Genomic DNA, 26,084 nt, shown 5'->3' with positions numbered 1-26,084 from the left:
ATTCTCATATTCTCTTATTTTATTACCTTGTCAAAATGAGGATACCCCTTTATAATGTGTGTACATTGAATGTCTGTGTTAGGTTAACAAATGTCTTTTTAGAGAGGACATTTACGGAGAAAGGTGGAATTTCAGGTGAAGGCAATTCGAGTTGGACTACTAGGATTAGGAACAGTGGGGAGCGGTGTCGTTAAGATTATTCAAGATCATCAGGATAAATTAATGCACCAGATCGGCTGTCCGGTATTAATACAAAAAGTGCTTGTGAGCAATCCCGATAAAAAAAGAGATGTGGATGTGGCAAGAGAGGTCTTCACAACTGAAGTATACGATGTGATTCGAGATCCAGAGATCGACGTCATTATTGAAGTGATGGGCGGCATTGAAGAGACAAAACAATATTTAATAGATGCACTAAATGAGAAGAAGCATGTGATTACAGCCAATAAGGATTTAATGGCGCTATATGGCACAGAGCTTTTACATGTAGCAAAAGAAAACGGCTGTGACCTTTACTATGAAGCGAGTGTCGCAGGTGGGATTCCGATTTTGCGTACACTAGAGGAAGGTTTAGCCTCTGACCGCATCACAAAAATGATGGGAATCGTGAACGGGACAACGAACTTTATTTTAACAAAAATGAATGTCGATAAAAGTGCGTATGAAGATGTATTAAAAGAAGCGCAGGATCTTGGCTTTGCAGAAGCAGATCCGACGGCGGACGTAGAAGGGCTAGATGCGGCAAGAAAGATGGCCATCCTGGCAAGACTCGGCTTTTCCATGAATGTAGACTTAGAGGATGTGAAAGTGAAAGGCATCTCGGACATCTCGGATGAGGACATTAATTTCAGTAAACGTTTTGGCTATACAATGAAGCTGATTGGAATTGCCCAAAGGGACGGAGAGAAAGTGGAGGTCAGCGTACAGCCAACTTTACTTCCTGATCATCACCCGTTATCTTCCGTCAACAATGAATTTAATGCAGTCTATGTTTACGGAAGTGCTGTCGGAGAAACGATGTTTTACGGGCCTGGAGCAGGCAGCCTGCCAACGGCAACAGCTGTAGTCTCAGATTTAGTCGCTGTTATGAAAAACATGCGTCTTGGTGTGAATGGCAGTGGATTTATTGCACCGCAATTTGAGAAGAAAATCAAATCATCATCCGAAGTATTTGCTCAGCAATTCTTAAGAATACATGTGAGAGATCAAGTCGGAGCTTTCTCCCGCATTACATCGATTTTTTCTGAAAGAGGCATCAGCTTTGAAAAGATCCTTCAGCTTCCTGTCAAAGGGCATGATGAGCTTGCTGAAATTGTGATTATTACACATCAGACATCAGAAGAAGATTTCTCAAATATCCTGCAAACATTAAACGATCTCGAAGTGGTGGTTCAAGTGAAGAGCACGTACCGAGTAGAAGGGAACGGTTTAAGCTGATGAAGTGGAATGGACTCATTGAAGAATTTCAAGAATTCTTACCAGTAAACGAACAAACACCTAAACTAACATTAAATGAAGGAAACACACCGCTGATTCATCTCGCAAAGCTATCTGAAAAGCTTGGGATTGAACTTCATGTGAAAACAGAAGGCGTCAACCCTACAGGTTCTTTTAAGGATCGCGGGATGGTCATGGCCGTCGCAAAGGCAAAAGAAGAAGGCAATGATACGATCATGTGTGCATCGACAGGGAATACGTCTGCAGCAGCAGCAGCTTATGCGGCGCGCGCTGATATGAAATGTATTGTCATCATTCCAGATGGAAAAATTGCTTTCGGTAAGCTGGCGCAGGCTGTCATGTACGGAGCAGAGATCATTGCCATTGACGGCAACTTTGATGATGCGCTGAAAATTGTCCGCAGCATCTGTGAAAAAGCACCGATTGCACTTGTTAACTCCGTCAATCCATACCGAATTGAAGGACAAAAAACAGCGGCATTTGAAATCTGTGAGCAGCTAGGCGGCGCTGCGCCGGACGTACTGGCGATTCCTGTTGGAAATGCGGGGAATATTACAGCGTACTGGAAAGGCTTCAAAGAATATCATGAGAAAAAAGGCACGGGACTGCCAGTCATGCGTGGTTTTGAAGCAGAAGGAGCTGCAGCCATCGTTAGAAATGAAGTCATTGAGCAGCCAGAAACAGTCGCAACAGCCATTCGCATCGGAAACCCTGCAAGCTGGAAGCAAGCTGTAGCAGCGGCAGATGAATCAAACGGGAAAATTGATGAAGTGACAGATGAAGAAATTCTTCATGCCTATCAATTGATCGCACGTGAAGAAGGTGTGTTTGCAGAGCCAGGCTCTTGTGCATCAATTGCAGGTGTACTCAAACAAGTGAAATCTGGAGAAATTAAGCCAGGCAGTAAAGTCGTCGCTGTACTGACAGGAAACGGATTAAAAGATCCGAATACGGCGATTGATATTTCACACATCAAACCGGTCACGCTGGATGCAGATGAAGATCAAATTCTGGAACATTTAGAAAAGGCCGCACGCGTATGAGTAACGCCTCCATGCTTTTTTCAATCACAGTACCGGGAAGCACTGCCAACTTAGGACCAGGCTTTGACTCAGTCGGAATGGCGCTCAGCCGCTATTTAAAGCTATCGGTCTATGACCATGATAGCTGGCTGTTTGAAGCAGAAACAGATGTCGTGTCTGGTATTCCATCAGGCACCGATAACCTGATCTACCAAACAGCTAAAAAGGTCGCAGATGACTTTGGAAAAACACTCCCGCCTGTTCATGTCAAAGTGTGGAGTGATATTCCATTAGCAAGGGGGCTGGGCAGCAGCGCTGCTGCTATTGTCGCCGCTATTGAGCTCGCCAATCAGTTGCTTGAATTAAAGATGACCGATGATCAGAAGCTCTTTTTTGCAAGTGAGGTAGAAGGTCATCCAGATAATGCGGGTGCCTCTTTATTCGGTGGTTTACTCATCGGTCTTCATGAAGAAGACAAGACACATGCCGTTAAATTGCAGCATGTGGATGTAGATGTCGTCGTCGTGATTCCTTTTTATGAAGTGCTCACAAAGGATGCCCGTGATGTCCTGCCAGAGGATTTTTCCTATAAACAGGCCGTGAGTGCGAGTGCAGTGAGTAACGTCCTTGTCGCCGCCTTAATGACGCAGAACTGGCCGCTTGTAGGGGAAATGATGAATAAAGATTTATTTCATCAGCCATACCGCACGATGCTTGTCCCAGAGTTGTCCAAGGTGGAGCACGTTGCTTCATTAAAAGGCGCGTATGGAACGGCATTAAGTGGTGCTGGGCCGACTATTTTGACCTTAGTGGAAAAAGGGAAGGGAGAAGCGCTGAAAAAGCAGCTTGCTCAAAATTTCCCTCATTGTGAAGTGGATGTGCTGACGGTGCCGGTAGAAGGTGTCGTCGTCGAGCATCATTCTGTGAATCAAATGAAGAACGTGCTGTGAAGACGCACGTTCTTTTTTTATCCTTGTTTTTCATAACAAAAGCAGGGATTATTATTTAGAGAAGCGAACTATTTTTGATACATAAAAGGAGGAGATCAATTGATGAAGAAATTGATAACAGCAGAGGATTTAACACAAATCGTGTCTGTTTCTCATCCAGTTTATTCACCAGATGGAAAAAAGGCTGTTTTTACAAAAGTAACGGTGAATGAAAAAAAGGCTGATTACAATATTCATTTATGGGTTCGAGATGAAGAGACAGGGGAGCTGTCTCAATGGACATTTGATGATGGAAAGCATCATCAACCAGCATGGTCAAAAGACGGAAAGCAGCTTGCGTTTATTTTGCAGAAGCCAAAGGAAGTCCCCCAGCTCGCACTCATTCAGAGCGATGGCGGCGGCATACGTACCTTAACGAATATTCCTTACGGCGTCTCTCAACCTGTATTTTCACCGGATGGAGCGTTCATTTATGCAGCGGTCTCATTAAAACAAGAAGAATCTGTTCATGATGAAAAAAAGGAAGAGTGCGATGACTTTGCTCCGGCCGTATATGATGATTTGACTTATAAAGCAGATGGCAGAGGCTTTTTAGATGGGCGTCTGACGCAAATTGTAAAAATCGATGTCCGTTCCGGCGAGGTAGAGATGGTTACGAGTGAGCCGCATCATCATGTGAATCATGTCATCTCTCCTTGCGGGAAGTGGCTTGCGTATATTCAATCAAATCCTCAGACGTTTTACATAAGTGATATCTGTCTCCTTTCCTTAGAGGACGGTACATCCAAGAAAATCACCCAATCAACAGGCGCTTACACGACTGTATCATTTTCTCCAAATGGAGAAAGCCTTTTGTACATTGGACACGAACGTGAATTTGAAAATGCGACCATCCTGTCATTGTGGCTGCATGACCTGAAGGAGAAAAAGACCGTTCAATTGTCAGAAATGCTCGATATGTATGTAGGAAATTGTATGGCAGGGGATAGTGTTATGGGTGAGGCCAATCAGCTTCCACAATGGACAAAGGATAGTCAGGGGTTTTATGTGCTTGTTTCTGATCAAGGGAGTACCGGAATTTATTATTTCTCTATTGAAGGTTTAGCCTATCCCGTTCGTTTAGAGGCAGAACATGTGACGAATTTCAGTCTTCATCCAGACGAATCAAAAATGCTGATCAGCCGTCTTTCACCTGTCTCGCCTAGTGAGCTGTATGAGCTGACTTTAGGGGAATCCTCACTCAAGCAAATCACGTTTGAGCATGATAACTTTCTAAAGGAACATGTCATTTCCGAACCTGAACCAATTTCTTTCCAGTCAAAAGAAGGAGACGTTGTACATGGCTGGTTGATGAAGCCTGCTCAGATGGAAGAGGGGAAGACATATCCACTAATCTTAGAAATTCATGGCGGGCCGCATGCGATGTACGGTCATACGTATTTTCATGAATTTCAAATGCTCGCGGCTGAAGGGTATGCGATTGTGTACATCAATCCTCATGGCAGTCATGGATACGGACAGATGTTTACAGACCGGGTAAGAGGCAGCTATGGTGACGTTGATTATGAGGATGTCATGCTGGCTGTTGATCATGTGCTCGAAGCCTATGACTTTCTTGATGAAACAAGGCTTGGCGTAACGGGCGGCAGCTATGGCGGTTTTATGACCAACTGGATTGTCGGACAGACAGACCGTTTCCGTGCAGCTGTTACACAGCGTTCCATCTCGAACTGGATTAGCTTTTATGGCATCAGTGATATCGGCTATTTCTTTACAAAATGGCAGATTGATGGGGATATTTATGACTCTGTTGATAAGCTATGGGATCGTTCGCCGCTAAAGTATGTAAAACAGGTGAATACACCGCTTCTGATCCTGCACAGTGATGAAGACTACCGCTGCCCAGTCGATCAAGGAGAACAGCTTTTTGTGGCATTGAAGGAGCTTGGAAAAGACACGAGATTAGTCAAATTCCCGAAGGCTTCTCATGATTTATCGAGAAGCGGCCACCCTGAGCAGCGTATTCAAAGACTGACCTTTATTCAAGAATGGTTTAGAGAGAAGTTATCCTAATTAAAAAACGGCCCAGTATGGGCCGTTTTCATGTCATATATGAATTAGAAAACCTGTTCAACTTCTACGACGCCAGGTACTTCTTCTAATAATGCGCGCTCAATACCGGCTTTCAATGTAATGGTTGAACTTGGGCAACTGCCGCATGCACCAAGAAGGCGTAATTTCACAATGCCATCTTCAATGTCTACAAGCTCACAGTCTCCACCATCACGTAATAGAAATGGACGAAGTTTGTCCAGTACTTCCTGTACTTGGTCTTTCATTTCGACTTCAGTCATTAGATATAATCGCTCCTTTCACAACATATCACCATTATATTCATCTGGACGATAAAAATCTATTGATTGGTTTCAAAGTTTCCTTCTCATTATAGCACAATCTCATCTTGAAACAAAAAGTGATTTTGACTTTTTTCATACAGAAAATTCAGCTAAAATAAAGAAAGAATGGGGGGCTTGTCAAATGAACAAAACCGTTGACCTTTATGTATATGGAAGAGATGTCCTGTGCGCTAGTTGCGTGAATCTGCCTTCTTCAAAAGATACATTTGAGTGGCTAGATGCAGCATTAAAACGAAAATATCCAAATCAGCCGTTTCGCATCACATATATCGATATTGAGCACCCGCCTGAAAACGAACGCCAAAAAGAATTATCTGAACGAATTCTTGATGATGAATTCTTTTATCCGCTTGTCCTTGTTGAGGATCAAATTGTAGGAGAGGGCAATCCGAAATTAAAAGATATTTATCAAGAAATGGAGAAATACGGGTACGAAGAGAGCAGTGAATGAGCTGTTCTTTTTTTAGAAAAATAAATCGAACAAACGTTCCTTTTTAGGTTGATTTAGAACGTTTGTTCGTATATAATGAGATGAAAGGAGCGTGAGCATCATGAATTATTTACTAAAACAATCTCTTCATCAACAAATACCGATTGATATGATTTATATGAAGAAAAATGGAGAGTGCTCGAAACGAAAAATCATTGTACATCGTCAAACTGAACAGTTCATACAAGCGTATTGTTTATCGAAGAAGACGATCAGAACGTTTCGTAAAGACTGCATCCTTGCGCTTGCTCCTATCAAAGTGAACCATCCATCGGCACATGCCGTTTCATAATAAAAGCTCCTTCATTAGAAGGAGCTTTGAGAAAAAATTCACATCATTTTATCCATTGTGATGCTTGTACATCCAAAGAAGTCCAGATTTTAAGAGTCTTGGAACACGACCAACAAGCGGGCGATCCGCTACTAAGCCAAAGCCGGCTTTTTTCCCTAAAGAGCCGAGTACGCCTTTTAACTTAAACTGCGGGTAAGTCTCAGGAAGCGGCTCGTTCTTCCAGCGTTTCTGTAGAGATTGCACAATTTGCTCTGCCTGTGCCTCGGCAAGCTGTGCACTTGGTGCGTGCGGCAAGCTTGCGCAGTCACCTACGACATAGACATGCTCATCTCCAGGGAGATTGTGATGAGGAGTTAAGACGACACGGCCTTGGGCGTCTTTTTCAACATTCATATCTCGCACGACTTTACTTGGCTGAATTCCTGCTGTCCACACGATGACATCTGCTTCAATCGCATCGTCATGGTTGTACACAACTCCTTCTTCAACCTTCGTAATATTGGCGCAATTAATGATCTTTACATCATTTTCTTCAAACCATTTTTGTACATATAAACTTAATCTTTTTGGGAAACTGGAAAGAATCAGTTCTCCGCGATCAAAAAGAATAATGTTTAAATCAGAACGGCTTTCACGCAGTTCACTGGCCAGCTCTACCCCGCTAAGTCCAGCACCGACGATACCAACCGTTGCACCTGCACTCAAATTGTTTAATTTGTTATACGTATGTCTTGACTGATCAATGGTTTGAATGCTGTATGTATGTTCTTTCGCGCCAGGGACATTGTGATACTTGTCCTCACAGCCGAGTCCGATTACCGTATCATCATATGGAATCGGTTCACGGTCGCTAAATAAGATCTGTTTGTTTTCAATATCAATTTTTTCTACTTCCCCGTATTGAATATCCAGCTTTGGATGCTCTGGAAAAGATACTCGAATGTGATGATCAGAGATCGTTCCAGCAGCAAGTGCATAATATTCTGTTTTTAAACAGTGGTAAGGATTTCGATCAATTAATGTGATAGTAACATCATCAGGTAATTGATTTGGCAATAAGCGGTGGAGAACCCGCATATTCCCGTAACCTCCGCCGATCAAGACTAAATTTTTCATGACGATTCTCCTTTTCCCCCTAGACATTGAAAAACACTTATACTAAAAAACTTTAAGTTAAAATACCAAATAAAATTATATCGAATTTACTGTGAAACCACAATAATTGTTTCAAAATAACCTACATATTCATTACTTAGTCCTAAATAGTAAAACATTTTACGGGGAATAGGCGTAACGATTTATTGAAGCTCATGTTTTGACTAATAGAAGGAATTTCGGTAGGATAGTAAGGCAAATGTGAGGTGAAGCACAGTGTTTCCACTGATCGAATTTTGTGTAAGTAATCTTGCACAAGGGTCTCAAGAAGCAAAAGAGAAACTTGAAAAAGACCCAAACTTAGATGTAATGGAATACGGTTGTTTAAGCTACTGCGGCAAATGTATGGACTCCCCATTTGCCCTTGTGAATGGAGAATTTGTTTCTGGAGAAAATGCAGAGCAGCTAGTCGAGCGTATTTATGTTTTTATAGAGGAAAACGACATGTTTTAAATGTACCACATGGGTCATGAGGTGCATTTTTTTCATATATTCAGTTTCCGTTTTTTAGGGGAAAATGTAGAAAGCGCATCCAATATGTTATGCTAATAAAATATCATCAAAATGAAGCATCACACGAGAGAAAAAGAGGCATATGCATAATAAAAGCCCTTTGCCATGGCAGCAAAGAGCTTCTATGTATGAAAAACGGGGGATGATAAGATTGTCTCCTGAATCGACTCCTTTTATACTATAAAGAAACAACATTTTTGGAGGACGCTCATGACATCATTTCAATTCACGAAAATGCACGGACTAGGAAACAATTATATATACGTCAATCAGATGAAGGAACAGCTTCCAGAAGAGCAGCTGTCAGAGATAGCGATCCGCGTTTCTTCTGTTTATACAGGTATCGGTTCAGACGGAATGATCCTCATTTGCCCATCAGATGTTGCGCCTGTGAAGATGCGCATTTTCAACAATGATGGATCAGAGGGGAAAAACTGTGGTAACGGTCTTCGCTGCGTGGCTAAATATGTATATGAGCATCAAATTGTGACGGACACAACGTTTAAGATTGAGACATTGTCAGGACTCGTTGAGGCGACGGTTCATGTGCAGGATGGTCAAGTTCAGTCAGTGACAGTAGATATGGGTAAACCTCGTTTTGAAAAAGAAGCGATGCCGATGCTTGGTGAACCGGCCAGTACAACGATTAATGAACCGCTTGATTTTGGCACGACGACCTTAAATGGAACAGCTGTTTCAATGGGGAATCCCCATATCGTTTTCTATTTAGAAGACATTGAACAGGCGCCCCTCGATTCGCTTGGGCCAATCATTGAAAAGCATGACATGTTTCCAGAAGGCGTCAATGTAGAATTTGTGGAACGTGTCAGTGAAACAGAACTGCATTTTCGCGTGTGGGAAAGAGGATCAGGGATTACGCAAGCGTGCGGAACAGGAGCATGTGCTGCGGCTGTATCAACGATTGTGAATGGACATGCGAAAAAAGAAACGGATATGACCGTTCATCTAGCTGGCGGAGACCTCATCATTCGCTGGAAAGACAATGACCATGTGCTGATGACAGGACCTGCTGAAACAATTTGTGACGGCACATTCTATCTCTAAACCATTTATTTGAGAAAAGGCAACATCACGTTTATAATTGAAAAGAAACATCCAGTCAAAAGGAGGGATGATCGTGAGTACACCAGTAACGATTACAGAAGCTGCTGCATTGCAGATTAAAGATATGATGAAAGAACATGAAGAAGAAAATGCGTTCCTGCGAGTGGGCGTAAAAGGCGGCGGCTGCAGCGGTCTTTCATACGGAATGGGCTTTGACCATGAAGTTTCTGAGAAAGACACGCAGTTCGAACAGCACGGCATCAAGGTCCTTGTCGACTCCGAAAGCCTTGACATCATGAACGGCACCATCATTGATTTCAAACAATCACTAATGGGCGGCGGTTTCACGATTGACAATCCGAACGCGATTGCGTCATGCGGATGCGGTTCTTCGTTCAGAACAGCTACCAATACCGGTACGCCGGAAGAGTGTTAGAATTTCAGTATCAATGAATTCTGTAAATCCATTTTGAATAAAAACCTCCTCAATTAGATTATAAATTTGAGGAGGTTTTTTTATGTTCTTTTTTAAAGGTGCTTAAAATTCTAACAAGGTTTTCAACAAGTCTATTTGAAATGATTAGATATAGCATGAGCATACAGTATGTTTCGTACGATAATTAGAATTCATTATTACACCGATTTGCTTTGAAATTCATTAAAATGTTTAGGTGAAAAATAATCCGCAATTTTTTAAAATTTCATTTGTATCAAGTACGGTTGCTTCTTCAATTCCTACATTATTCATTTTCATAAAAGATTGTACAGCTTGATAACCTACTGCATAGCCTGCAAAGGGTGATAATCCGACAGGTTGATATCCTTGTTCTTTTGCAATGTTATCACCAAACATATAACTACTGACCTCAGCAAACCCTTTCGTATATAAAGCGTCATTAATCACTTCTTTTGAATATTCTAAGTCCTGTTGATCAAAAGAAGTGACCCAAGGTCCTAGCATCTTTTCACCATAAAGTTCTTTTGCAAATGATTCAGCTAAACCTTCTATAATTAAGTAATCTCCAACCGTTACATTTCCGTAATCCCATTCAAAATAGGAAAAACGAATATTATGATGGAATTCATGCGCAATTAGAGCGGGGATCCGTGGGATGTTATAAGAGTTCGGATATATTGAGCATTGGATAAATCCCGGAATTCCTCCAAAGCCACAATACCCTTTTTGTTGTTCTAGCTTTTTCGGATCAGCTATATATAGACCAAATCTCAATTCATCAGAATTTATATGAAGGTTGTGTTTTTTGATAAAATTCATACAATAGTTCAAGGTGGTATTTGCCATTTGAAGAGCTTGAATTTCTTGTAGTTTTTTTAACGCTTGTTTACCAGTTTGTGTTTGTGATACATCAAGATAGCCAAGCATATTGGTTGCCATGATGACATCATAGCCATTTTTTTGTGTAGCTTTTAACGGAACGTTTATCATATTCCACATCTTTTCAAAAGGCCTCATCATGTTGTATCGAAAAAAGTGTTCTTTATTTTCTTTTAGCGAAAACAATTTTTCGTATTGAGCGATTGTATCTTCAATGATGATGTTCATCAGCTTGGACCTATTTTCTGTTGATCAGCAAATACTTTCATGGCTTCACTCATGAATGAAGCCAAGCCCTCACCATATTGATCTATATTTTTTGTAAATCGTTCATCTTGAATATAAAGTTGACCTAATCCATAAAATGCCTCGAGGGAGTATTGAGTAAAGTGATTATTTAAAAATTCATACCATTCTTTGATGGCGGCTTGTACCTCTTTGGATTGAGGAGTGAGGTTGCGGAGGGATGCTAAGTTATGAAAAACTCTATCCCATCTTAAAGATAAATCATGTTGTTCATCTTTCGACAATCGACTTAATTTGAAGTTCACGTTATCAATGGACTGATTCCCCCAGCGACAGCGAGCTTCTTCTTCATATTGGTTGAATTTCATGTTCATTCCCTTGAACCTCTCTTTATTTGTTAGGTGAATTTCTCCCGTTATATGTTTTAGCGTCTTATCAATATTTTCAATCATTCTATCGAGTGTATTTCGTTTTTCCATCAACATTTTTCGTTGTAATATAAATGCTTCATGTTTATCAAATGACGGATTGTTTAGGATTTCTTTTATTTCCTTTAAGTTAAATCCCAGTTCTCTGAAAAATAATATTTGCTGTAGTGTTTCAAGGTTTTCTTCTGAATAAAGCCGGTAACCAGCATCCGTGACTTCTTTTGGGGTCAACAAACCAATTTGATCATAATGATGAAGTGTACGAATACTAATATCAAACAATTCAGCGACTTCTTTTACTTTCATATTCAACACATCTCCTTATGATATTCACTATAAAGTATGACGTTACGTGAGGGTCAATAGAAAGGGATCAATGAAGGTGTAAAAATGAAAAAAAGACACTCATTCAGCGTCTCTTTCTCAAATTGTTTCTTCTATTTTCAATAGTTCTTTATCCAAGACATCCACCAACTCTTGGGTGCTAAACATATAGATCACCACTTCTTTATTGCCATCTTCCACATGGACTTCAATTTCAATTTTAATCTTTGCTGTTTTTTCATGGTACACCACTTCAAAAGTGCCCATTCTTTTTGTTTCATTGTTTTTATTCATTTTTTGAACGTTGGTGAGTATCTGTTTGATTTCTTGATCACTCAAACCAGCATCTAAAATCGAAGTAGACACATGTGTTAAAAAAGGTTCTAGCTGATCAACATCCATATTCAATCCTGCAGCGAATTGAGCATAGTGTTTGTTATAGTCTTTTGCAAACACTTCTACTGAGCCGCCAATTATCAGTAACAAGCTCAAACTAATCATGAAACGCTTTATCATCTTTCCACCTATCCTTCATGACGATCTTCTCCTTCTTATATCGGTTGAACAGATCAAATCTTCATTGATTCGATTTCTTCTCAAACAATTCATAAATCGCTCAATTTTGTTACAGCTTGTCCTCACAACTGGCTATTTCCACTCGAAAAGAGTATCATGAGAACCAAACATAAACTGTCATCAGAAAAGAGGTTGCTGAGGTTTGAGTGAACAAATCAATTGCAGGAACTGTCATGAACTGATTCCGTATCGTTCAAAAACATGTCCATCTTGCGGGATAGACAAGCCGCTTCCGAAAAAGGAACGTGTGAAGGATCGGGTGATTTTGGTTGTGGCAGGAATTGTTGTGGTGTTACTCGCTGCAATGGTACTTGGAATGGCGAATGCCTATATTGGGATTTTTAAATAAACATAAAAGGAGTTCCGCAGATGGAACTCCTTTTTTTGATCCGTTCTTATTTATTTTCAAATAAGCTTGTGGAATGAAGCGGCTGTACACGAGCTTTCGGGTCCATGTAAGCTTTCGCGTTGTTCACAGCAGTTGGTGCTTCACCAAATCCGCTTGCGATTAATTTGACTTTTCCTTCATACGTACAGATGTCTCCTGCCGCATAGAAGCCTTCGATATTGGTTTCCATTGTGGATTTGACCACGATAGAGTTCTTTTCGATTTCAAGGCCCCATTGTTTGATTGGTCCAAGGGAGGAAACAAAACCGAAGTTGACGATCACGTCGTCCACATCTAGTACTTGCTTTTTATCGCCTTTCACTTCTTCAAGCACAATTTGTTCAATGCGGTCTTCCCCAATGAGCTCAGTTGGCACAAATGGTGTCAGCACATTGACTTTCGAGTTGTGCAAGTTTTCTACACTGTGCTCATGTGCACGGAATTTATCACGACGGTGAATAATCGATACTTCTTTTGCGATTGGCTCAAGCATCAGTGCCCAGTCGACCGCAGAGTCTCCGCCGCCAAGAACAGCGACACGTCTGCCAGCGAATTGATTCAAGTCATTGATGAAGTAATGCAGGTTGCTTCCTTCAAATGATTCTGCTGTATCTAGCTCAAGCTTTCTCGGTTGGAATGCACCGTTACCAGCTGTAATGATGATCGTTTTTGAATAATGAACTTCTTGGTTCGTAACGAGTTTGAAGATACCGTCTGCTTGTTTTTCAACTGTTTCCACAGCTTGCTCTAAGCAAATGGTTTGATCAAATTTATCCATTTGTTCCTTTAAATTATCAACTAATTCTTGTGCGCGGATTTTTGGGAAACCAGCCACATCATAAATGTATTTTTCAGGGTAAAGAGCGGATAGTTGACCGCCGAGCTGAGGAAGGCTTTCAATGATTTTCACACTTGCCTGTCTCATGCCTCCGTAAAACGCAGTAAACAATCCGACTGGGCCGCCCCCGATAACGGTAATGTCATATACCTTAGAATCTTCTTGCATTCCTTAATCCTCCCAAATGAAAATTGTTATCACTATATCATATCATACCACATATCGTCGTTTGACTTGTTTTGAAAAACTTGTCGTTTTTTGATGCCGATGCTGTGAAAAGGGGAAAAAAGAGAGAAAGACCGTTTATCCTAAGGATTTTCAGTTTAAAGCCTTGAAAAAAGGAGCAGAACTCGCTATTATTGTTAAGGGAACTAAATATTAATTTTTTATGAATTTTTGTCGGATACGGTCAAATGCTTTCGTTTTTTGTAGGTGAAAGTTCAGATTTTCACATACTTATTTTTTTGTTTAAATTTCATAAAATGCCGCAAAGCGGTTGAGAATAACGATATGTAATTCTTTATCCGTTTTACAGCAAATTTAAAAAAGGTGGATGTGATTCCAGTGAATAAACCGAAAATCGTTGTATTAGGTGCAGGTTATGGCGGATTAATGACTGTAACAAGATTAACAAAACAGCTTGGCACAAATGATGCGGACATTACTCTTGTGAACAAGCATAATTATCATTACGAAACAACATGGTTACATGAAGCAAGTGCAGGTACTCTTCATCATGACCGTTGTCGTTATCAAATCAAAGATGTGATTAACAGTTCCCGTGTCAACTTTGTACAAGCAACAGTTGAAAGCATTAATAAGGAAGAGAAGAAAGTTGTGACATCAGATGGCGAACTTTCTTATGACTACCTTGTTGTTGCGCTGGGTGCTGTTCCTGAAACATTTGGTATTGCAGGACTGAAAGAATATGCATTCTCAATCTCTAACATCAACTCTGCTCGTCAGCTTCGTGAGCACATTGAACTTCAATTTGCGACATATAATACGGAAGCTGAAAAGCGTCCAGAGCGTCTGACAATCGTTGTCGGCGGTGCAGGCTTCACAGGTATTGAGTTCCTTGGTGAGCTTGGAAACCGTGTACCTGAGCTTTGCAAAGAGTATGATATTGATCAAAAAGACGTGCGTATTATCTGTGTAGAAGCTGCACCAACAGCTCTTCCAGGATTTGATCCTGAATTGATCGACTATGCGATGAACTACCTTCAAGGTAAAGGTGTTGAGTTCAAAATCGGTACAGCGATCAAAGAATGTACGCCTGAAGGCATCATTGTTGGAAAAGACGATGATACAGAAGAAATCAAAGCAGAAACAGTTGTTTGGGCTGCTGGTGTACGTGGTAACCCAATCGTTGAAGAAGCTGGATTTGAAAACATGCGCGGCCGCGTAAAAGTGTCTCCAGATCTTCGAGTACCAGAAAATGAAGATGTATTCATCATCGGTGACTGCTCATTAATCATCAATGAAGAAATTAATCGTCCATACCCACCTACTGCACAAATTGCGATGCAGCAAGGTGAAACAGTAGCGAAAAACCTTGCAGCACTAGTAAAAGGTGGCACGCTTGAAAGCTTTAAGCCAGACATCAAAGGAACAGTTGCTTCTCTTGGTGAACACGACGCTGTAGGTGTTGCGTTTGGTAAAAAACTTCAAGGAACAAAAGCTTCTGCAATGAAAAAAATCATCGACAACCGTTCATTATTCATGGTTGGCGGACCAGGACTTGTTCTGAAAAAAGGAAAATTCAAGTTCTTCTAAATCGATATAGACAAAAACGTGTATCCTTGTGGTACACGTTTTTTAATGTTTGACGGAATATTTTCTCACTTGGTACTGGACAGAAAAATATGTTATGATGAATTATCAGAAAATTTAGATTAAGGAGTGAGCAATATGAATGCACAAACGAAAGAAAAAAAGTCAACTTGTCAGTATTGTTCAGGAAAAGGGTATTTTCAGTTATTGCTCGGCGGATCAGAAACATGTGAGGAATGTAAAGGGACAGGAAAGAAGCATTAATCTTACGGCTTTTTCCATTGATTGACTTCATCTCTATTTCCAAGTTAAACTAATGATGGGATATTTGGGGGTGGAGATGAAGTGATCAGTTTACCAGTCGTTATCATTTCAGTTATTTTATTTTTCGTGTTATTCTTCGGCATTGGCTTTTTGCTGAATATGCTGCTGAGAATGTCATGGATTATGGCAATTTTATATCCAATTGTATGCCTTTTCATTATCAATAATCAAAAGATGATTGCTTATGTAAGAGAACCAGGCATTGCTTTTTCCGGGATAGGAGACCGCATCGTTTCTCTTGCTGCGGCAGATATCATTATTTTATTAAGTGGTCTGATTGGTGCCATTGCCTCAGGTTTTGTCATCAATGCCCTTCGTAAAAGAGGCTATCAAATGTTTTAACTCACTTGTCATACGCAAGTGGGTTTTTTTGTTTCTCCTTTGCATAGTTTCCATTTTGTTTGGAAACAAATAGATGGGTAGAGGAGTGACAAATAGAAATGAAAACATGGATGAAACGATTGTTCATGACAGTTCTGTTTATGCTTGCCTTGATGACAAGCTTTACGGGCATATCTGGCGTAGAACCAAGTGATTTAGCTGCATGGGTGAAAGAGACCGATGCCGGTAAGCACGTATCTTCTTTTTTAAAGCATCCAAAAAAGCAGACGATGGCGGTGAAAAGTGACGATTTGCGTGCTGTTTCTCTCGAAGAAGCATTTAATTGGAACGATTATCCGAAGCAAAAAGTTGTCGCCACAGGTTATACAGCAGGTGTAGAATCAACAGGTAAGACGAAAGAACATCATGCATATGGCATTACATATTCAGGCGTCAAAGTAAAACGTGATTTATATTCAACCGTGGCAGCGGACCCATCTGTCTTTCCGATAGGAACTGTCCTGTTTATCCCCAATTATGGCTATGGTGTAGTCGCAGATACTGGGAAAGCGATTAAAGGTCATAAGCTTGATTTATATTATGAAACGGTTGATGATGTGTATAGAGAATGGGGTAAAAAAGTGCTGGACGTTTATGTGATTAAAAAGGGTGAAGGGACGCTGACAGAAAAAGACTTAAATCAGTTGAATGAAGCGGAATCGATGCAAGTGTTCCGGCAGCAGTTTCAAGCCAATAAAGAATAAAAAAGCTTTGGATCTCAAAAGGTCCAAAGCTTTTTCGTTTCTACATGAAGTAATAATCTAAGATGAGTGTGAGCAAGATTCCTGTTAAGCCGCCGAAGAAAACTTCAATCGGCTTATGCCCAAGAAGCTCTTTCAATTTCTTTTGCTTCTCTTTTTCTTCCGCACTTGGGAAGTTCTTTGCCTCGGCAACAAACCGGTTAAAATCTGTGACCAGTTTGTTTAGGACAGTTGCCTGTTCTCCCGCCTGTCTGCGAACACCTGTCGCATCAAACATCGTAATAATGGCAAAGATGGCGGAAATGGCAAAAATAGATGTTCCTAGCCCGTGCTCTAAAGCAACTGCTGTTGAGAGTGCTGTTACTGCTGCGGAGTGTGAACTTGGCATTCCGCCTGTGCTTGTAATGAGCGACCAATCTAGTCGTCTAGAAATGATAAATTGAATCGGTACTTTTACAAATTGTGCAAAAAAGATGGCTGCAAGGCTGGCAAGCAGCGGAAAATTCGTCAGTACGCTCATGAACAAGAAACATCCTCTCTTTAAGAAAAAATAACGTGCGAAATGATAAAGTATTTACCCTAGTAAGATAAAAAAATGATGGCAGTAAGAACTGTTGCCAAGTCCATGTTCATTATAACATTAAAGAAAGTAGATGTGGAACGAGGAGACCATGGACAGGTTGCTATTGATCGCTGCCGCTTTTTCATGATGCCCTTCCGCGTGCCAAAATATAAATGTTCTTCAAGGGAAGACAGGCTGGCAATGATCGTATCAGCACATAAATTTTGATATAATAGAAGTTCCAATGTGAAATATGGAGTTCATTGAAGGAGCGTGTGATAAATATGTTTTTCTCGACAAATGAGTTGCAACATAAAGATACACTGGCCATCGGACTTTTTCAAAAGAGCCAATTATCAGGAAAAGCAAAAGAAATGGATGAGTTACATGGAGGAAGAATCACTGAATTATTAAAAGAAGGCGATATTTCGTCCAAGCGAAATCAGCTTTCGAAATTTTTCCCATCCCCTGAAACCGGCATTAAACGCATTTATTTTGTCGGGCTTGGGAAGGAGTCAGATTACACGTTTGAAGAGGCAAAGGAAGTGTTTGCGCATTTATTTAAAAAGCTTCATCAAGATAAAAAGCAAGCAGTTTCGGTTTTGCTTGATACATTCACAGGAAAGGATCTGCCTGTTCAAGATGCAGCCCATGCCCTTTCTGAAAGCTGCCTTTTAGCTACATATGAATTACAAGATTTTAAACATAAAACGAATGAACCGGATCGCTTTATCGAATTTGTTTATGCAACAACGGATCATGATGCTGCCGAAATTCAGGCAAGTTTGAAAGTGGGCGAAGTCTACGGACAATCGGTCAATTCGGCTCGTACACTTGTGAACATGCCGCCGAACATGCTTACGTCCTCTGATCTTGCATCCTATGCGGCAGAGCTTGCTTATAAATATGAATTCGAGATTGAAATTTTAGATAAAGAACAAATGGAAGAGCTCGGAATGGGCGGTATTCTAGCCGTTAATAGAGGCTCAACAGAACCACCAAAGCTAATTGTATTGAAATATCAAGGCAAGGAAGAATGGACAGACGTCATCGGCCTTGTCGGTAAAGGGATTACGTATGATACAGGTGGGTATTCCTTAAAGCCAAGAGCAAGTATGGTGGGGATGAAAACAGATATGGGCGGCTCAGCCTCTGTTTTAGGCGCAATGGAAATCATCGGAGAACTGCGCCCAGAGCAAAATGTCATTGCGGTCATTGCCTCAACCGATAATATGATCTCAGCAGATGCGATGAAGCCAGATGACGTCATTGTCTCACTAAGCGGTAAAACAATCGAAGTGCTTAACACGGATGCAGAAGGTCGTCTTGTTTTAGCAGATGGTGTGACCTATGCGAAGCAGCATGGTGCCTCTGTGCTTGTGGATGTTGCGACATTAACAGGCGGTGTCATTGTGGCACTTGGGAATGAGACAACAGGCGTGATGACAAATAACGATGAACTGTATGCCCAGTTTAAAGAGGCATCAGAAGAATGTGGGGAAATGATTTGGCAGCTGCCAATCACCGAAAAAGATAAAAAACGAGTAAGAAACAGCAAAATGGCTGATCTGAATAACTCACCAGGCCGTGATGGCCATGCGATCATGGCAGGTGCATTTATCGGAGAATTCGCTGAAGACACCCCTTGGGTGCACTTAGATATTGCAGGAACAGCCACGACAGAAAAGCCTTCATGCTTTGGACCAACAGGAGCAACAGGTGTGATGGTCAGATCATTAGCAACATTTGTGGAACGATTTGAACCGAAGAAATAAAGACAGAAGCTCTGCCAGTTGGCAGAGCTTTTTATGTAGGACATACGCCATTTGACGAAGTAAATTTTCTATGGTAACATACGTTGGTACTTTAATTATCTACTACATTAGTAAACTAAAGGATTTCGGAGGTTTCACCATGAATGCAGTTGTTTTAGCGGTTGTTTTAATGTTGATATTAAGCTTGCTGCGGGTCAATGTCGTGATTGCGTTGGCACTTGGCGCTTTAGCGGGCGGACTTGCAGGTGGATTAGGTCTAGGGGGAACAGTTCAAGCGTTCACTGACGGTCTTGGCGGAAATGCGACAGTGGCGATTAGTTACGCACTATTAGGTGCATTCGCAGCCGCACTGACGAAAACGGGTCTTCCTGATGCCATGGTCGAAGGAGCTGTGAAGCTTCTTGGAAAAGAAGGCGATTCAAGAAGAAAAACATTATCAAAAGTGCTCATTATTCTGGTCATTTTGATTGTATCTTGTTTTTCTCAAAACGTTGTTCCTGTTCATATTGCCTTTATTCCGGTCTTAATCCCGCCATTATTAAAGGTGTTTAACGAGCTTCAAATTGACCGCAGACTGCTAGCATGTGTGATGACTTTCGGACTTACTGCACCATATATTTTACTTCCGGTCGGTTTTGGACAGATTTTTCACGGAATGCTTCGTGACAACATGAAAGATGCAGGTTTAACAGTGAATTTAGCAGACATTCCGTATGCGATGCTGATTCCTGTAGGCGGCATGGTTCTTGGCTTGATCGTTTCACTCTTTGTATTCCGTAAGCCAAAAGCATATGAAAATCGTGACATTACGGATGTAGAAAAATCAGCATATACAAAAAAGAGCTTATTCTTTGCTGGGCTTGCGATCCTTGTATCACTTATTGTTCAGTTATATCTCTCTCAAAGCCTTGGAGTCGAAGGGATGATCTTCGGTGCGCTTGCAGGCTTGCTTGTCTTGTTTGTAACGGGAATGATGAAACGTGACGAAGCAGATGCGCTGATTACATCTGGCATGAACATGATGGCATTTATTGGATTTGTCATGCTTGTTGCAGCTGGATTTGCCAATGTTTTAACAAAAACAGGAGATATTGAATCTCTCGTCAAGGCATCATCCCAATTAATCGGAAACAACCAAAGCTTAGCAGCTATTCTCATGCTATTGGTGGGTCTGCTAGTGACAATGGGCATTGGCTCATCATTTGCAACGATTCCGATTATTACGACGATCTTTGTCCCGCTTTGTTTACACTTAGGATTCAGCCCGATGGCGACTATTGCGATTATTGGTTCAGCTGCGGCGGTAGGAGATGCAGGTTCACCTGCAAGCGACAGCACACTCGGACCAACATCTGGACTGAATATGGATGGACAGCATCACCACATTTGGGGTACATGTGTCCCAACATTCGCCTTTTATAATATCCCGCTCGTCTTGTTCGGCTGGCTTGCGGCAATTATGCTATAAATGAAAAAAGGTTCCTTACTCATAGAGTAAAGGAACCTTTTCTGATATTAGGAAGCTGTTTGTTCTTTTCGAAAGGATGTGGCTTTTGAAACTGATCGATAAATTTTAGGTGCCAGCATCGCAAGGAGGATGGTCAGCGCGTAGTCTTTTACCATAAACCAAATCATGAAGAACCATGTGGTTTGATAAGAGATTGGTGCATTCAGCCATACATTTAATGCGATGTACGTATAAGTTGTCCCGATCACATACATCACGGTCGTTCCTGCAATGGCTGCAAATAAAAAGCGGCTAAAACCAGGGTTTTGTCTTTTTTCAAGAATGAATCCGGCAAGCCATGCAGCAGGAATGTATGATAACACAAAGCCACCGCTTTTTCCTAAAATAACGCCGAGACCCGCCGAGAACTGTGCGAATACAGGTGCACCAGCGATCCCAACAAGAGCATAGACAATCATAGCCAATGCGCCAAGTCGTCTGCCCAGCAAAAGACCAGCAAGCACACAAAAAAACGGCTGCATCGTAAGTGGGATTCCGCCGACCTGTAAAAATGGCACAATGGATGTGATATTGGCTCCAATAGCCATGAGTGCAGCAAACATCCCGACGAGCACAAAGTCAGCTGTTCTTGTCTTCTTTTGCATGATATTTCCCCCTGTCTTATCTGTACAAATAGATTAAGGGGAAGAGGTTCTTTTGTCAACTTATTTTTATTTTAGGTTAACAATAAAACCCGCCCCTGAAAAGGGCGGGTTAGATATTAAGCTTCGGTCATGGAAGAGGTTTCAAGGGCTTTACTAACAGGCACATAATCATAGCCGAGATCACGAGCGACAGCTTCATAGGTGATATGTCCGTTCATCACATTGACGCCTTCAGCAATCGCCTTGTTTTCTTTGATCGCTTTTGCAGCGCCTTTATTTGCAATCTGCAGTGCGTATGGGACCGTGACATTTGTTAAAGCAACGGTCGATGTTCTCGGAACCGCTCCTGGCATATTGGCAACAGCATAATGTAAAATGCCGTGCTTTTCATAAGTAGGCTGATCATGTGTTGTGATATGATCGATTGTTTCCACAATCCCGCCTTGGTCAATGGCTACATCGACAATGACAGAACCAGGCTTCATTTGTTTCACCATTTCTTCTGTGACAAGGGTTGGAGCTTTAGCACCTGGGATGAGAACCGCACAAATGAGCAGGTCTGCCTCGCTCACTGAATCTGCAATGTTAACAGGATTAGACATTAACGTTTTCATTTGATGACCAAACTGATCGTCCAGCTGACGTAATCGTTCCGCATTTACATCAATAAGGGTGACATCTGCGCCAAGTCCGATCGCCATTTTCGCTGCATTTGTTCCAACGACACCGCCACCAATAATGGTGACTTTCCCTCTCGATACCCCTGGCACGCCGGCGAGCAAAATGCCTTTTCCGCCTTTTGGCTTTTCTAAAAATTGAGCACCAATTTGAGCAGCCATTCTACCTGCTACTTCAGACATTGGGGTTAATAGAGGGAGTGATTTTCCATCCGTTACCGTTTCATAAGCAATGGCTGTTACACCTTTTTGTTTTAATGCTTCAGCCAAGGAGGGTTCTGCTGCAAGGTGCAAGTACGTAAATAAGATCAGACCTTCTCTGAAATATGAATATTCTTCTGGTAATGGTTCTTTTACCTTCATAATCATATCAGAAGATGCCCACACATCTTTCGCTTGATCAAGAATCTCTGCACCAACAGATACATAATCGTCATCAGTGAATCCGCTTCCAAAACCAGCGTTCGTTTCAATTAAAATCTGGTGTCCAGCTGAAAGCAATTGAGATGCTGCTCCTGGTGTTAATGCGACCCGGTTTTCATTGTTCTTAATCTCTTTCGGAATGCCGATGATCATATCAATTCCTCCTATGCTTATCTATTGATATTGTATGTCTAGTGTATCCTGAAAGTTTAGAAAATTCTTCGGTTGAATGAAAAAATTAAAAAACGCCTCTTTGTGAAATTTCACAAAGGGACGTTTTTTAGCTTCATATCAAGATAAATGGTCATTTTCTCATTCATGTTTTTTAAATCAATTTCTGCAATGTCCGTAATCCGCTTCAGTCTATAATTCAGTGTGTTGATATGAATATTTAACTGCTTTGCGGCGATATTGGCGTTGCTGTCACAATCAATAAATCGTTCAAGGGTCTCGACGAGGTTGGAATGATGCCTGAGATCGTAATCCTCAAGCTTTGATAAAGAGTAACTGGAATAAGACGATCCCTTTCTTTTTTCTGCAAGCACATCTAAGTATTGATAAATACCCAGTTCAGAAAAGCTGTTTAAACGTTCTGTTTCCACAGGAAAGCGTTCTTTTGTTTTTAAGACGGCCAGTGCTTCTTTATAGGATGGCTGAATATGAGTAATGTGATCGTAAATTCCACCAATGGCCGCTTGAACGTCATGGAGCTGATACCGATCAGACAACTGCTTTAGCATGCCGCTTGTGAATTGTTTAATATCTTGAAGCGGATGTTCTGTTTTTGGCGAGACAAGAATAATGAATTCGTTAAAATCAACAGTCGTTAACAGCACCTGCACTTGCTGCGTTGTTTCAAGCAGATAGGAGAGCTTCTTTTCCGTATCTTCTGTGAGTTCATCACGAAGGCGAAAAATAATAATGGCATACGTGTCTGGACACCTCATCCCAAGTCTCAAGAAGAGATCAAGCATCTCATCCTTTTCATGAATATGTCCTGTGAGCATCTTCCAAAATAGCTCCTGATTGCGTTCTTCTGTTTTCGTTTTTCGAATTTGTAAATTGAGTAATTTGTTTTTCACGGCATGTGCTGCCATCTTGAGAAGGTCCATTTCTTCATCTGAAAAAGGCTGCGTGGATTCAATTGCCCAGATAAAGCCGAGCACCTCTTTGTCTTTCCATATGGAAATGGCAACCCTGCTGGATAGACCGACTTCTGCAATTTGAGGTACGCGAAGCGGTTCATCTGTTTTAAGGAGTGTAGGAATGATACCGTCTTTCCAAAGCCGATTAATGACTTTTTCCGGTACACGGCGGGAGATAATGGTTGAAGTTCTGGCGGGATCAGTGAAATCATTATGTGTGCTATAGGCTAATAATCGATGATGAGTATCTTCTATAGTAATAGGGCAATTGAGCACATCACTTATTTGGTCTGCCACATCCTCTAAACGATCAAGGCTATACTTAAATGGATCTGTCTTTTTTGTCATAAAAAACCCCTGCTTTTTCGAATATTTCACGTACTTACATTATGAAGAGAATCAGGTACGTAAATCAATAAAAAAATGCCATAATCATTAAAAAAACAAAAAGCTTGAGAAATGAGCACATTGGTCATGCGTTGATCACAAAAAGAAATAGTACAATAATAATGTAGTAAAAAATCAATAGGCGGAAAGATTCATCGAAGTGCACGCCCTTTTATTAAGAATATATGACCAAAAAAATGTTAAATACTAGATAAAGAGCGAAAAAACAGTAATTCCATAGACTCATTTTGTAAAATAAAAACAGATTTGTTTGACTGTGTATCATTTCTGTTTTTATAATAATAACGTCAAAAAATAAGTGGATTAGCCCATTATATGGCGGCTATGCACGGGAGGTAATGAGGAATATGTCAGGAATTATTCGCGTAACCCCAGAAGAACTAAGAGCGACCGCTAAGCAATATGGTGTTGAAAGTCAAGAAGTGTTAAACCAAGTTGATCGTCTAAATAGAATGATCTCTGACCTAAAAGGAATGTGGGAAGGTGCTTCTAGTGAAGCATTCGCTGATCAATACGAACAGCTTAAACCTTCATTCATCAAAATGTCTGATCTATTAACAGATGTCAGCAATCAGCTTGATCAAACTGCAAATACACTTGAAAGCACTGACCAAGACATCGCTAGCCAAATCCGCGGCTAATCAAAGGGATTTCCTTTCTAAGTGTGAAAAGCAGAAAAAGCGCCGAGTCTGTCAGTTGATGCCGGCGCTCTTTCTATTTTGTGAGGTGGAAATTTGTGTATATCGATATTACCATCGACTTAAAAAACTATGATGGCAGTGTGTTTGATTTGAGACTATCAAATTATTTACATATTAAACAAGTCATCCATATCGCCTGGCAGGCAAAACAAATCTCACTCCCTAAACGTGATGGCGGATGGGTGCGTGTAGTCAATAAGAAAGCTGTGTTTTCAGGCGAATATAAGCTGTCAGACTGTGGAATCACCACAGGAGACAGGCTGGAAATACTATGAAAGGACTTTTGTAAATGGCAGATAAAAAGAGTTCCTATTTAGAAGAACAATTAGAAGCAGTCATGAAAAAAGAGGAAGGCACTTACACCTTCATTTTTCAAAGAGAGACAATTAAACTCTTAGACGGTTTAGAAGCGGCACCGATTAAAGACATCAATCCTTCATTTAAAAAAGAGATCCAATTAACCGAAGGTGAGGTCATCATTTCGATTCAACCGCCTCCTGCCTATCAGGAATTTCGTTTCATCCATGCAAAGGATGAAAAAAGCAAATGGATTTTTTCATACCAGCTTGTCGATGCAGTGTGCAAACACGACGTGAAGCGGCTGCATCCTATTGTTTCTCCTGAAAACATTGTTTTTCATCAAGGCTTAGCGCCTGCATTTTTGCATTACGGGGTCAAAGAAAGCATCCCGCCATATGAAACCGACCAACATCGTCTGTTAAAAGAGGTCAAAGCCGTCATTCTTCGAGTGGTGGACCATGAATATCAGTTTCAAGAATATTTGGCTTATCATGATACGTTGAAATTATCTGAGCAGGCAAAGGAAATAAGTGATACACAGTCACTGGAAGAATTGTCTGCTTTGATTCAACAAAAAATAGAAGCCATCGAAGCAAAAGAAAAGACGCTGTTAACCATTCCAAAAAAGAAATGGAAGATCGAGCGATACATTGGACTTGGTCTCCTTGTTCTTTTGATTCCTGCATTGGTGTATACCATTTACACGTTCTTTTTCGCCATGCCGAAACAAGAAGCGTATGTGGAAGCGAACAAATATTATCTCAACAAACAGTACAGCCAAGTGGTGGATACGCTCGAAAAATACAAAGCCGATCAAATGCCAGTCTCTCTTCAATATGAACTGGCCATTTCGTATGTGCAAACGAATCAAGGAAATCTATTGCTTGACCAGCACAAAAAAGAAATCACGGATACGTACACATTGCAGACAGACCCGCAATACTTCCTGTTCTGGATTCATATTGGACAAGGCAATAGCAAGGAAGCTCTGGATATTGCAAGGGTGCTCGGGGACGACCGATACATATTCACAGCACTCGTCGCCTACCGCAATGAAATTCAAAATGACGACAGCCTATCTGCTGAAGAAAAACAAAAACAGCTAGATCCAATCATTAAGGAAATGGCGAAGTATGAAGAAAAAGAAACAACGGAGACGAGCACCAATGACTCCTCAGATGCAAGCCAAACAGATGAAACAGCTGAACAAAAAGAGCAGTCAAAAGCCGATCAGGAGAAAAAAGAGAAAGAATCTGATGCAAAAAAGAAAACCTCTCAGACGAAAAAAGATGAGAAAAAATAAT

General features: G+C 41.0%; 28 protein-coding genes and 1 pseudogene. 19 read left to right on the top strand and 10 right to left on the bottom strand.

What is annotated here, in order from left to right; genetic code table 11:
- Nucleotides 1-135 precede the first annotated feature (135 nt).
- The 4 genes from MHI58_RS15655 (at nucleotide 136) to MHI58_RS15640 (ending at nucleotide 5,503) form a co-directional block, all read left to right on the top strand.
- Nucleotides 136-1,437, top strand: a complete 1,302-nt coding sequence (locus MHI58_RS15655; protein ID WP_041507722.1) for a homoserine dehydrogenase — start codon at nucleotides 136-138, stop codon at nucleotides 1,435-1,437.
- Nucleotides 1,437-2,501, top strand: coding sequence for a threonine synthase (gene thrC, locus MHI58_RS15650; RefSeq protein WP_041507721.1), 1,065 nt, complete (start codon nucleotides 1,437-1,439; stop codon nucleotides 2,499-2,501). Before MHI58_RS15655 ends, thrC begins: the two co-directional genes overlap by 1 nt.
- The gene (gene thrB / locus MHI58_RS15645) at nucleotides 2,498-3,430 is read left to right on the top strand and encodes a homoserine kinase (RefSeq protein ID WP_041507720.1); all 933 of its coding nucleotides are present in this window, start codon (nucleotides 2,498-2,500) and stop codon (nucleotides 3,428-3,430) included. The genes thrC and thrB overlap by 4 nt, the downstream gene beginning before the upstream one ends.
- Nucleotides 3,431-3,532: 102 nt before the next feature.
- Entirely contained in the window at nucleotides 3,533-5,503 is a 1,971-nt protein-coding gene (locus MHI58_RS15640; RefSeq protein ID WP_041507719.1) for a S9 family peptidase, read from the top strand.
- Nucleotides 5,504-5,547: 44 nt separating this feature from the next.
- On the opposite strand, the pseudogene MHI58_RS15635 reads toward MHI58_RS15640, so the two are convergent.
- Nucleotides 5,548-5,847 (bottom strand): annotated as a pseudogene (locus MHI58_RS15635) (NifU family protein).
- Between the two features lie 121 nt (nucleotides 5,848-5,968).
- On the opposite strand from MHI58_RS15635, the gene MHI58_RS15630 reads away from it, so the two are divergent.
- Together MHI58_RS15630 and MHI58_RS15625 are read left to right on the top strand one after the other, a co-directional pair.
- Nucleotides 5,969-6,298 carry a YuzD family protein gene (locus MHI58_RS15630; RefSeq protein ID WP_008346819.1) on the top strand — a complete coding sequence of 110 codons (330 nt, stop codon included), beginning with the start codon at nucleotides 5,969-5,971 and terminating at the stop codon, nucleotides 6,296-6,298.
- 100 nt (nucleotides 6,299-6,398) lie between these two features.
- The gene (locus MHI58_RS15625) at nucleotides 6,399-6,629 is read left to right on the top strand and encodes a hypothetical protein (RefSeq protein WP_008346816.1); all 231 of its coding nucleotides are present in this window, start codon (nucleotides 6,399-6,401) and stop codon (nucleotides 6,627-6,629) included.
- A 48-nt stretch (nucleotides 6,630-6,677) separates the two neighbouring features.
- Here MHI58_RS15625 and MHI58_RS15620 read toward each other — a convergent pair whose 3' ends face one another.
- Nucleotides 6,678-7,745, bottom strand: coding sequence for an NAD(P)/FAD-dependent oxidoreductase (locus MHI58_RS15620; protein WP_045034551.1), 1,068 nt, complete (start codon nucleotides 7,743-7,745; stop codon nucleotides 6,678-6,680).
- A gap of 255 nt (nucleotides 7,746-8,000) precedes the next feature.
- On the opposite strand from MHI58_RS15620, the gene MHI58_RS15615 reads away from it, so the two are divergent.
- The 3 genes from MHI58_RS15615 (at nucleotide 8,001) to erpA (ending at nucleotide 9,798) form a co-directional block, all read left to right on the top strand.
- A complete protein-coding gene (locus MHI58_RS15615) occupies nucleotides 8,001-8,237 on the top strand; it encodes a YuzB family protein (RefSeq protein ID WP_041507717.1) in 237 nt (78 codons plus the stop codon).
- A gap of 270 nt (nucleotides 8,238-8,507) precedes the next feature.
- Nucleotides 8,508-9,362, top strand: coding sequence for a diaminopimelate epimerase (gene dapF / locus MHI58_RS15610; RefSeq protein ID WP_041507716.1), 855 nt, complete (start codon nucleotides 8,508-8,510; stop codon nucleotides 9,360-9,362).
- A gap of 73 nt (nucleotides 9,363-9,435) precedes the next feature.
- Entirely contained in the window at nucleotides 9,436-9,798 is a 363-nt protein-coding gene (erpA, locus tag MHI58_RS15605) for an iron-sulfur cluster insertion protein ErpA (RefSeq protein ID WP_008357254.1), read from the top strand.
- A 231-nt stretch (nucleotides 9,799-10,029) separates the two neighbouring features.
- Here the strand turns inward: erpA and MHI58_RS15600 are convergent, their stop codons facing one another.
- The 3 genes from MHI58_RS15600 to MHI58_RS15590 all read right to left on the bottom strand — a co-directional run bounded on the left by MHI58_RS15600 (nucleotide 10,030) and on the right by MHI58_RS15590 (nucleotide 12,212).
- A complete protein-coding gene (locus MHI58_RS15600; protein ID WP_041507715.1) occupies nucleotides 10,030-10,926 on the bottom strand; it encodes a DUF2268 domain-containing protein in 897 nt (298 codons plus the stop codon).
- On the bottom strand, nucleotides 10,926-11,678 hold the full coding sequence (locus tag MHI58_RS15595) for a MerR family transcriptional regulator (protein WP_193803825.1): 753 nt from the start codon (nucleotides 11,676-11,678) through the stop codon (nucleotides 10,926-10,928). The genes MHI58_RS15600 and MHI58_RS15595 overlap by 1 nt, the downstream gene beginning before the upstream one ends.
- A 117-nt stretch (nucleotides 11,679-11,795) precedes the next feature.
- The gene (locus MHI58_RS15590) at nucleotides 11,796-12,212 is read right to left on the bottom strand and encodes a hypothetical protein (RefSeq protein WP_041507713.1); all 417 of its coding nucleotides are present in this window, start codon (nucleotides 12,210-12,212) and stop codon (nucleotides 11,796-11,798) included.
- A 202-nt stretch (nucleotides 12,213-12,414) separates the two neighbouring features.
- On the opposite strand from MHI58_RS15590, the gene MHI58_RS15585 reads away from it, so the two are divergent.
- Nucleotides 12,415-12,621: a hypothetical protein gene (locus MHI58_RS15585; RefSeq protein WP_008346803.1), complete on the top strand. Its 207-nt coding sequence runs from the start codon at nucleotides 12,415-12,417 to the stop codon at nucleotides 12,619-12,621.
- Between the two features lie 46 nt (nucleotides 12,622-12,667).
- On the opposite strand, the gene yumC is transcribed toward MHI58_RS15585, so the two are convergent.
- Nucleotides 12,668-13,666, bottom strand: coding sequence for a ferredoxin--NADP reductase 2 (gene yumC / locus MHI58_RS15580; protein ID WP_039181175.1), 999 nt, complete (start codon nucleotides 13,664-13,666; stop codon nucleotides 12,668-12,670).
- A gap of 390 nt (nucleotides 13,667-14,056) precedes the next feature.
- Here yumC and MHI58_RS15575 point away from each other — a divergent pair, with 390 nt between their 5' ends.
- From MHI58_RS15575 to MHI58_RS15560, 4 genes are all read left to right on the top strand, one after another.
- A complete protein-coding gene (locus MHI58_RS15575) occupies nucleotides 14,057-15,274 on the top strand; it encodes an NAD(P)/FAD-dependent oxidoreductase (protein ID WP_160758061.1) in 1,218 nt (405 codons plus the stop codon).
- A gap of 135 nt (nucleotides 15,275-15,409) precedes the next feature.
- Nucleotides 15,410-15,535 (top strand): YuiA family protein, encoded by a 126-nt coding sequence (locus tag MHI58_RS15570; protein WP_008346797.1) that lies wholly within the window; start codon nucleotides 15,410-15,412, stop codon nucleotides 15,533-15,535.
- An 81-nt stretch (nucleotides 15,536-15,616) separates the two neighbouring features.
- The gene (locus MHI58_RS15565) at nucleotides 15,617-15,937 is read left to right on the top strand and encodes a YuiB family protein (protein ID WP_003212933.1); all 321 of its coding nucleotides are present in this window, start codon (nucleotides 15,617-15,619) and stop codon (nucleotides 15,935-15,937) included.
- 98 nt (nucleotides 15,938-16,035) lie between these two features.
- A complete protein-coding gene (locus tag MHI58_RS15560) occupies nucleotides 16,036-16,680 on the top strand; it encodes a 3D domain-containing protein (RefSeq protein WP_041507712.1) in 645 nt (214 codons plus the stop codon).
- 40 nt (nucleotides 16,681-16,720) lie between these two features.
- On the opposite strand, the gene MHI58_RS15555 is transcribed toward MHI58_RS15560, so the two are convergent.
- Entirely contained in the window at nucleotides 16,721-17,197 is a 477-nt protein-coding gene (locus tag MHI58_RS15555; RefSeq protein ID WP_024719744.1) for a divergent PAP2 family protein, read from the bottom strand.
- Between the two features lie 326 nt (nucleotides 17,198-17,523).
- Between MHI58_RS15555 and MHI58_RS15550 the strand changes: the two genes are divergently transcribed.
- Together MHI58_RS15550 and MHI58_RS15545 are read left to right on the top strand one after the other, a co-directional pair.
- On the top strand, nucleotides 17,524-19,014 hold the full coding sequence (locus tag MHI58_RS15550; RefSeq protein WP_041507711.1) for a leucyl aminopeptidase: 1,491 nt from the start codon (nucleotides 17,524-17,526) through the stop codon (nucleotides 19,012-19,014).
- A 139-nt stretch (nucleotides 19,015-19,153) separates the two neighbouring features.
- A complete protein-coding gene (locus MHI58_RS15545) occupies nucleotides 19,154-20,482 on the top strand; it encodes a Na+/H+ antiporter family protein (protein ID WP_045034549.1) in 1,329 nt (442 codons plus the stop codon).
- Between the two features lie 47 nt (nucleotides 20,483-20,529).
- Here MHI58_RS15545 and MHI58_RS15540 read toward each other — a convergent pair whose 3' ends face one another.
- From MHI58_RS15540 to MHI58_RS15530, 3 genes are all read right to left on the bottom strand, one after another.
- Nucleotides 20,530-21,126 carry a biotin transporter BioY gene (locus MHI58_RS15540; RefSeq protein WP_045034548.1) on the bottom strand — a complete coding sequence of 199 codons (597 nt, stop codon included), beginning with the start codon at nucleotides 21,124-21,126 and terminating at the stop codon, nucleotides 20,530-20,532.
- 116 nt (nucleotides 21,127-21,242) lie between these two features.
- Nucleotides 21,243-22,379, bottom strand: a complete 1,137-nt coding sequence (gene ald, locus MHI58_RS15535; protein ID WP_008345903.1) for an alanine dehydrogenase — start codon at nucleotides 22,377-22,379, stop codon at nucleotides 21,243-21,245.
- Between the two features lie 110 nt (nucleotides 22,380-22,489).
- Nucleotides 22,490-23,719, bottom strand: a complete 1,230-nt coding sequence (locus MHI58_RS15530; protein ID WP_007500450.1) for a CdaR family transcriptional regulator — start codon at nucleotides 23,717-23,719, stop codon at nucleotides 22,490-22,492.
- A gap of 407 nt (nucleotides 23,720-24,126) precedes the next feature.
- Here MHI58_RS15530 and MHI58_RS15525 point away from each other — a divergent pair, with 407 nt between their 5' ends.
- From MHI58_RS15525 to essB, 3 genes are all read left to right on the top strand, one after another.
- Nucleotides 24,127-24,420 (top strand): WXG100 family type VII secretion target, encoded by a 294-nt coding sequence (locus MHI58_RS15525; RefSeq protein ID WP_003213769.1) that lies wholly within the window; start codon nucleotides 24,127-24,129, stop codon nucleotides 24,418-24,420.
- Nucleotides 24,421-24,515: 95 nt separating this feature from the next.
- Nucleotides 24,516-24,755 (top strand): EsaB/YukD family protein, encoded by a 240-nt coding sequence (locus tag MHI58_RS15520; RefSeq protein ID WP_008345897.1) that lies wholly within the window; start codon nucleotides 24,516-24,518, stop codon nucleotides 24,753-24,755.
- Nucleotides 24,756-24,769: 14 nt separating this feature from the next.
- A complete protein-coding gene (essB, locus tag MHI58_RS15515; RefSeq protein WP_045034547.1) occupies nucleotides 24,770-26,083 on the top strand; it encodes a type VII secretion protein EssB in 1,314 nt (437 codons plus the stop codon).
- Nucleotide 26,084: the final 1 nt, after the last annotated feature.

The organism is Bacillus sp. FSL K6-2869 (assembly GCF_040869405.1).
In the GTDB taxonomy this organism is placed as follows: domain Bacteria; phylum Bacillota; class Bacilli; order Bacillales; family Bacillaceae; genus Bacillus; species Bacillus altitudinis.
The sequence above is the reverse complement of the archived record's forward strand: the minus strand, read 5'-3'. Positions and strand labels throughout refer to the sequence as shown.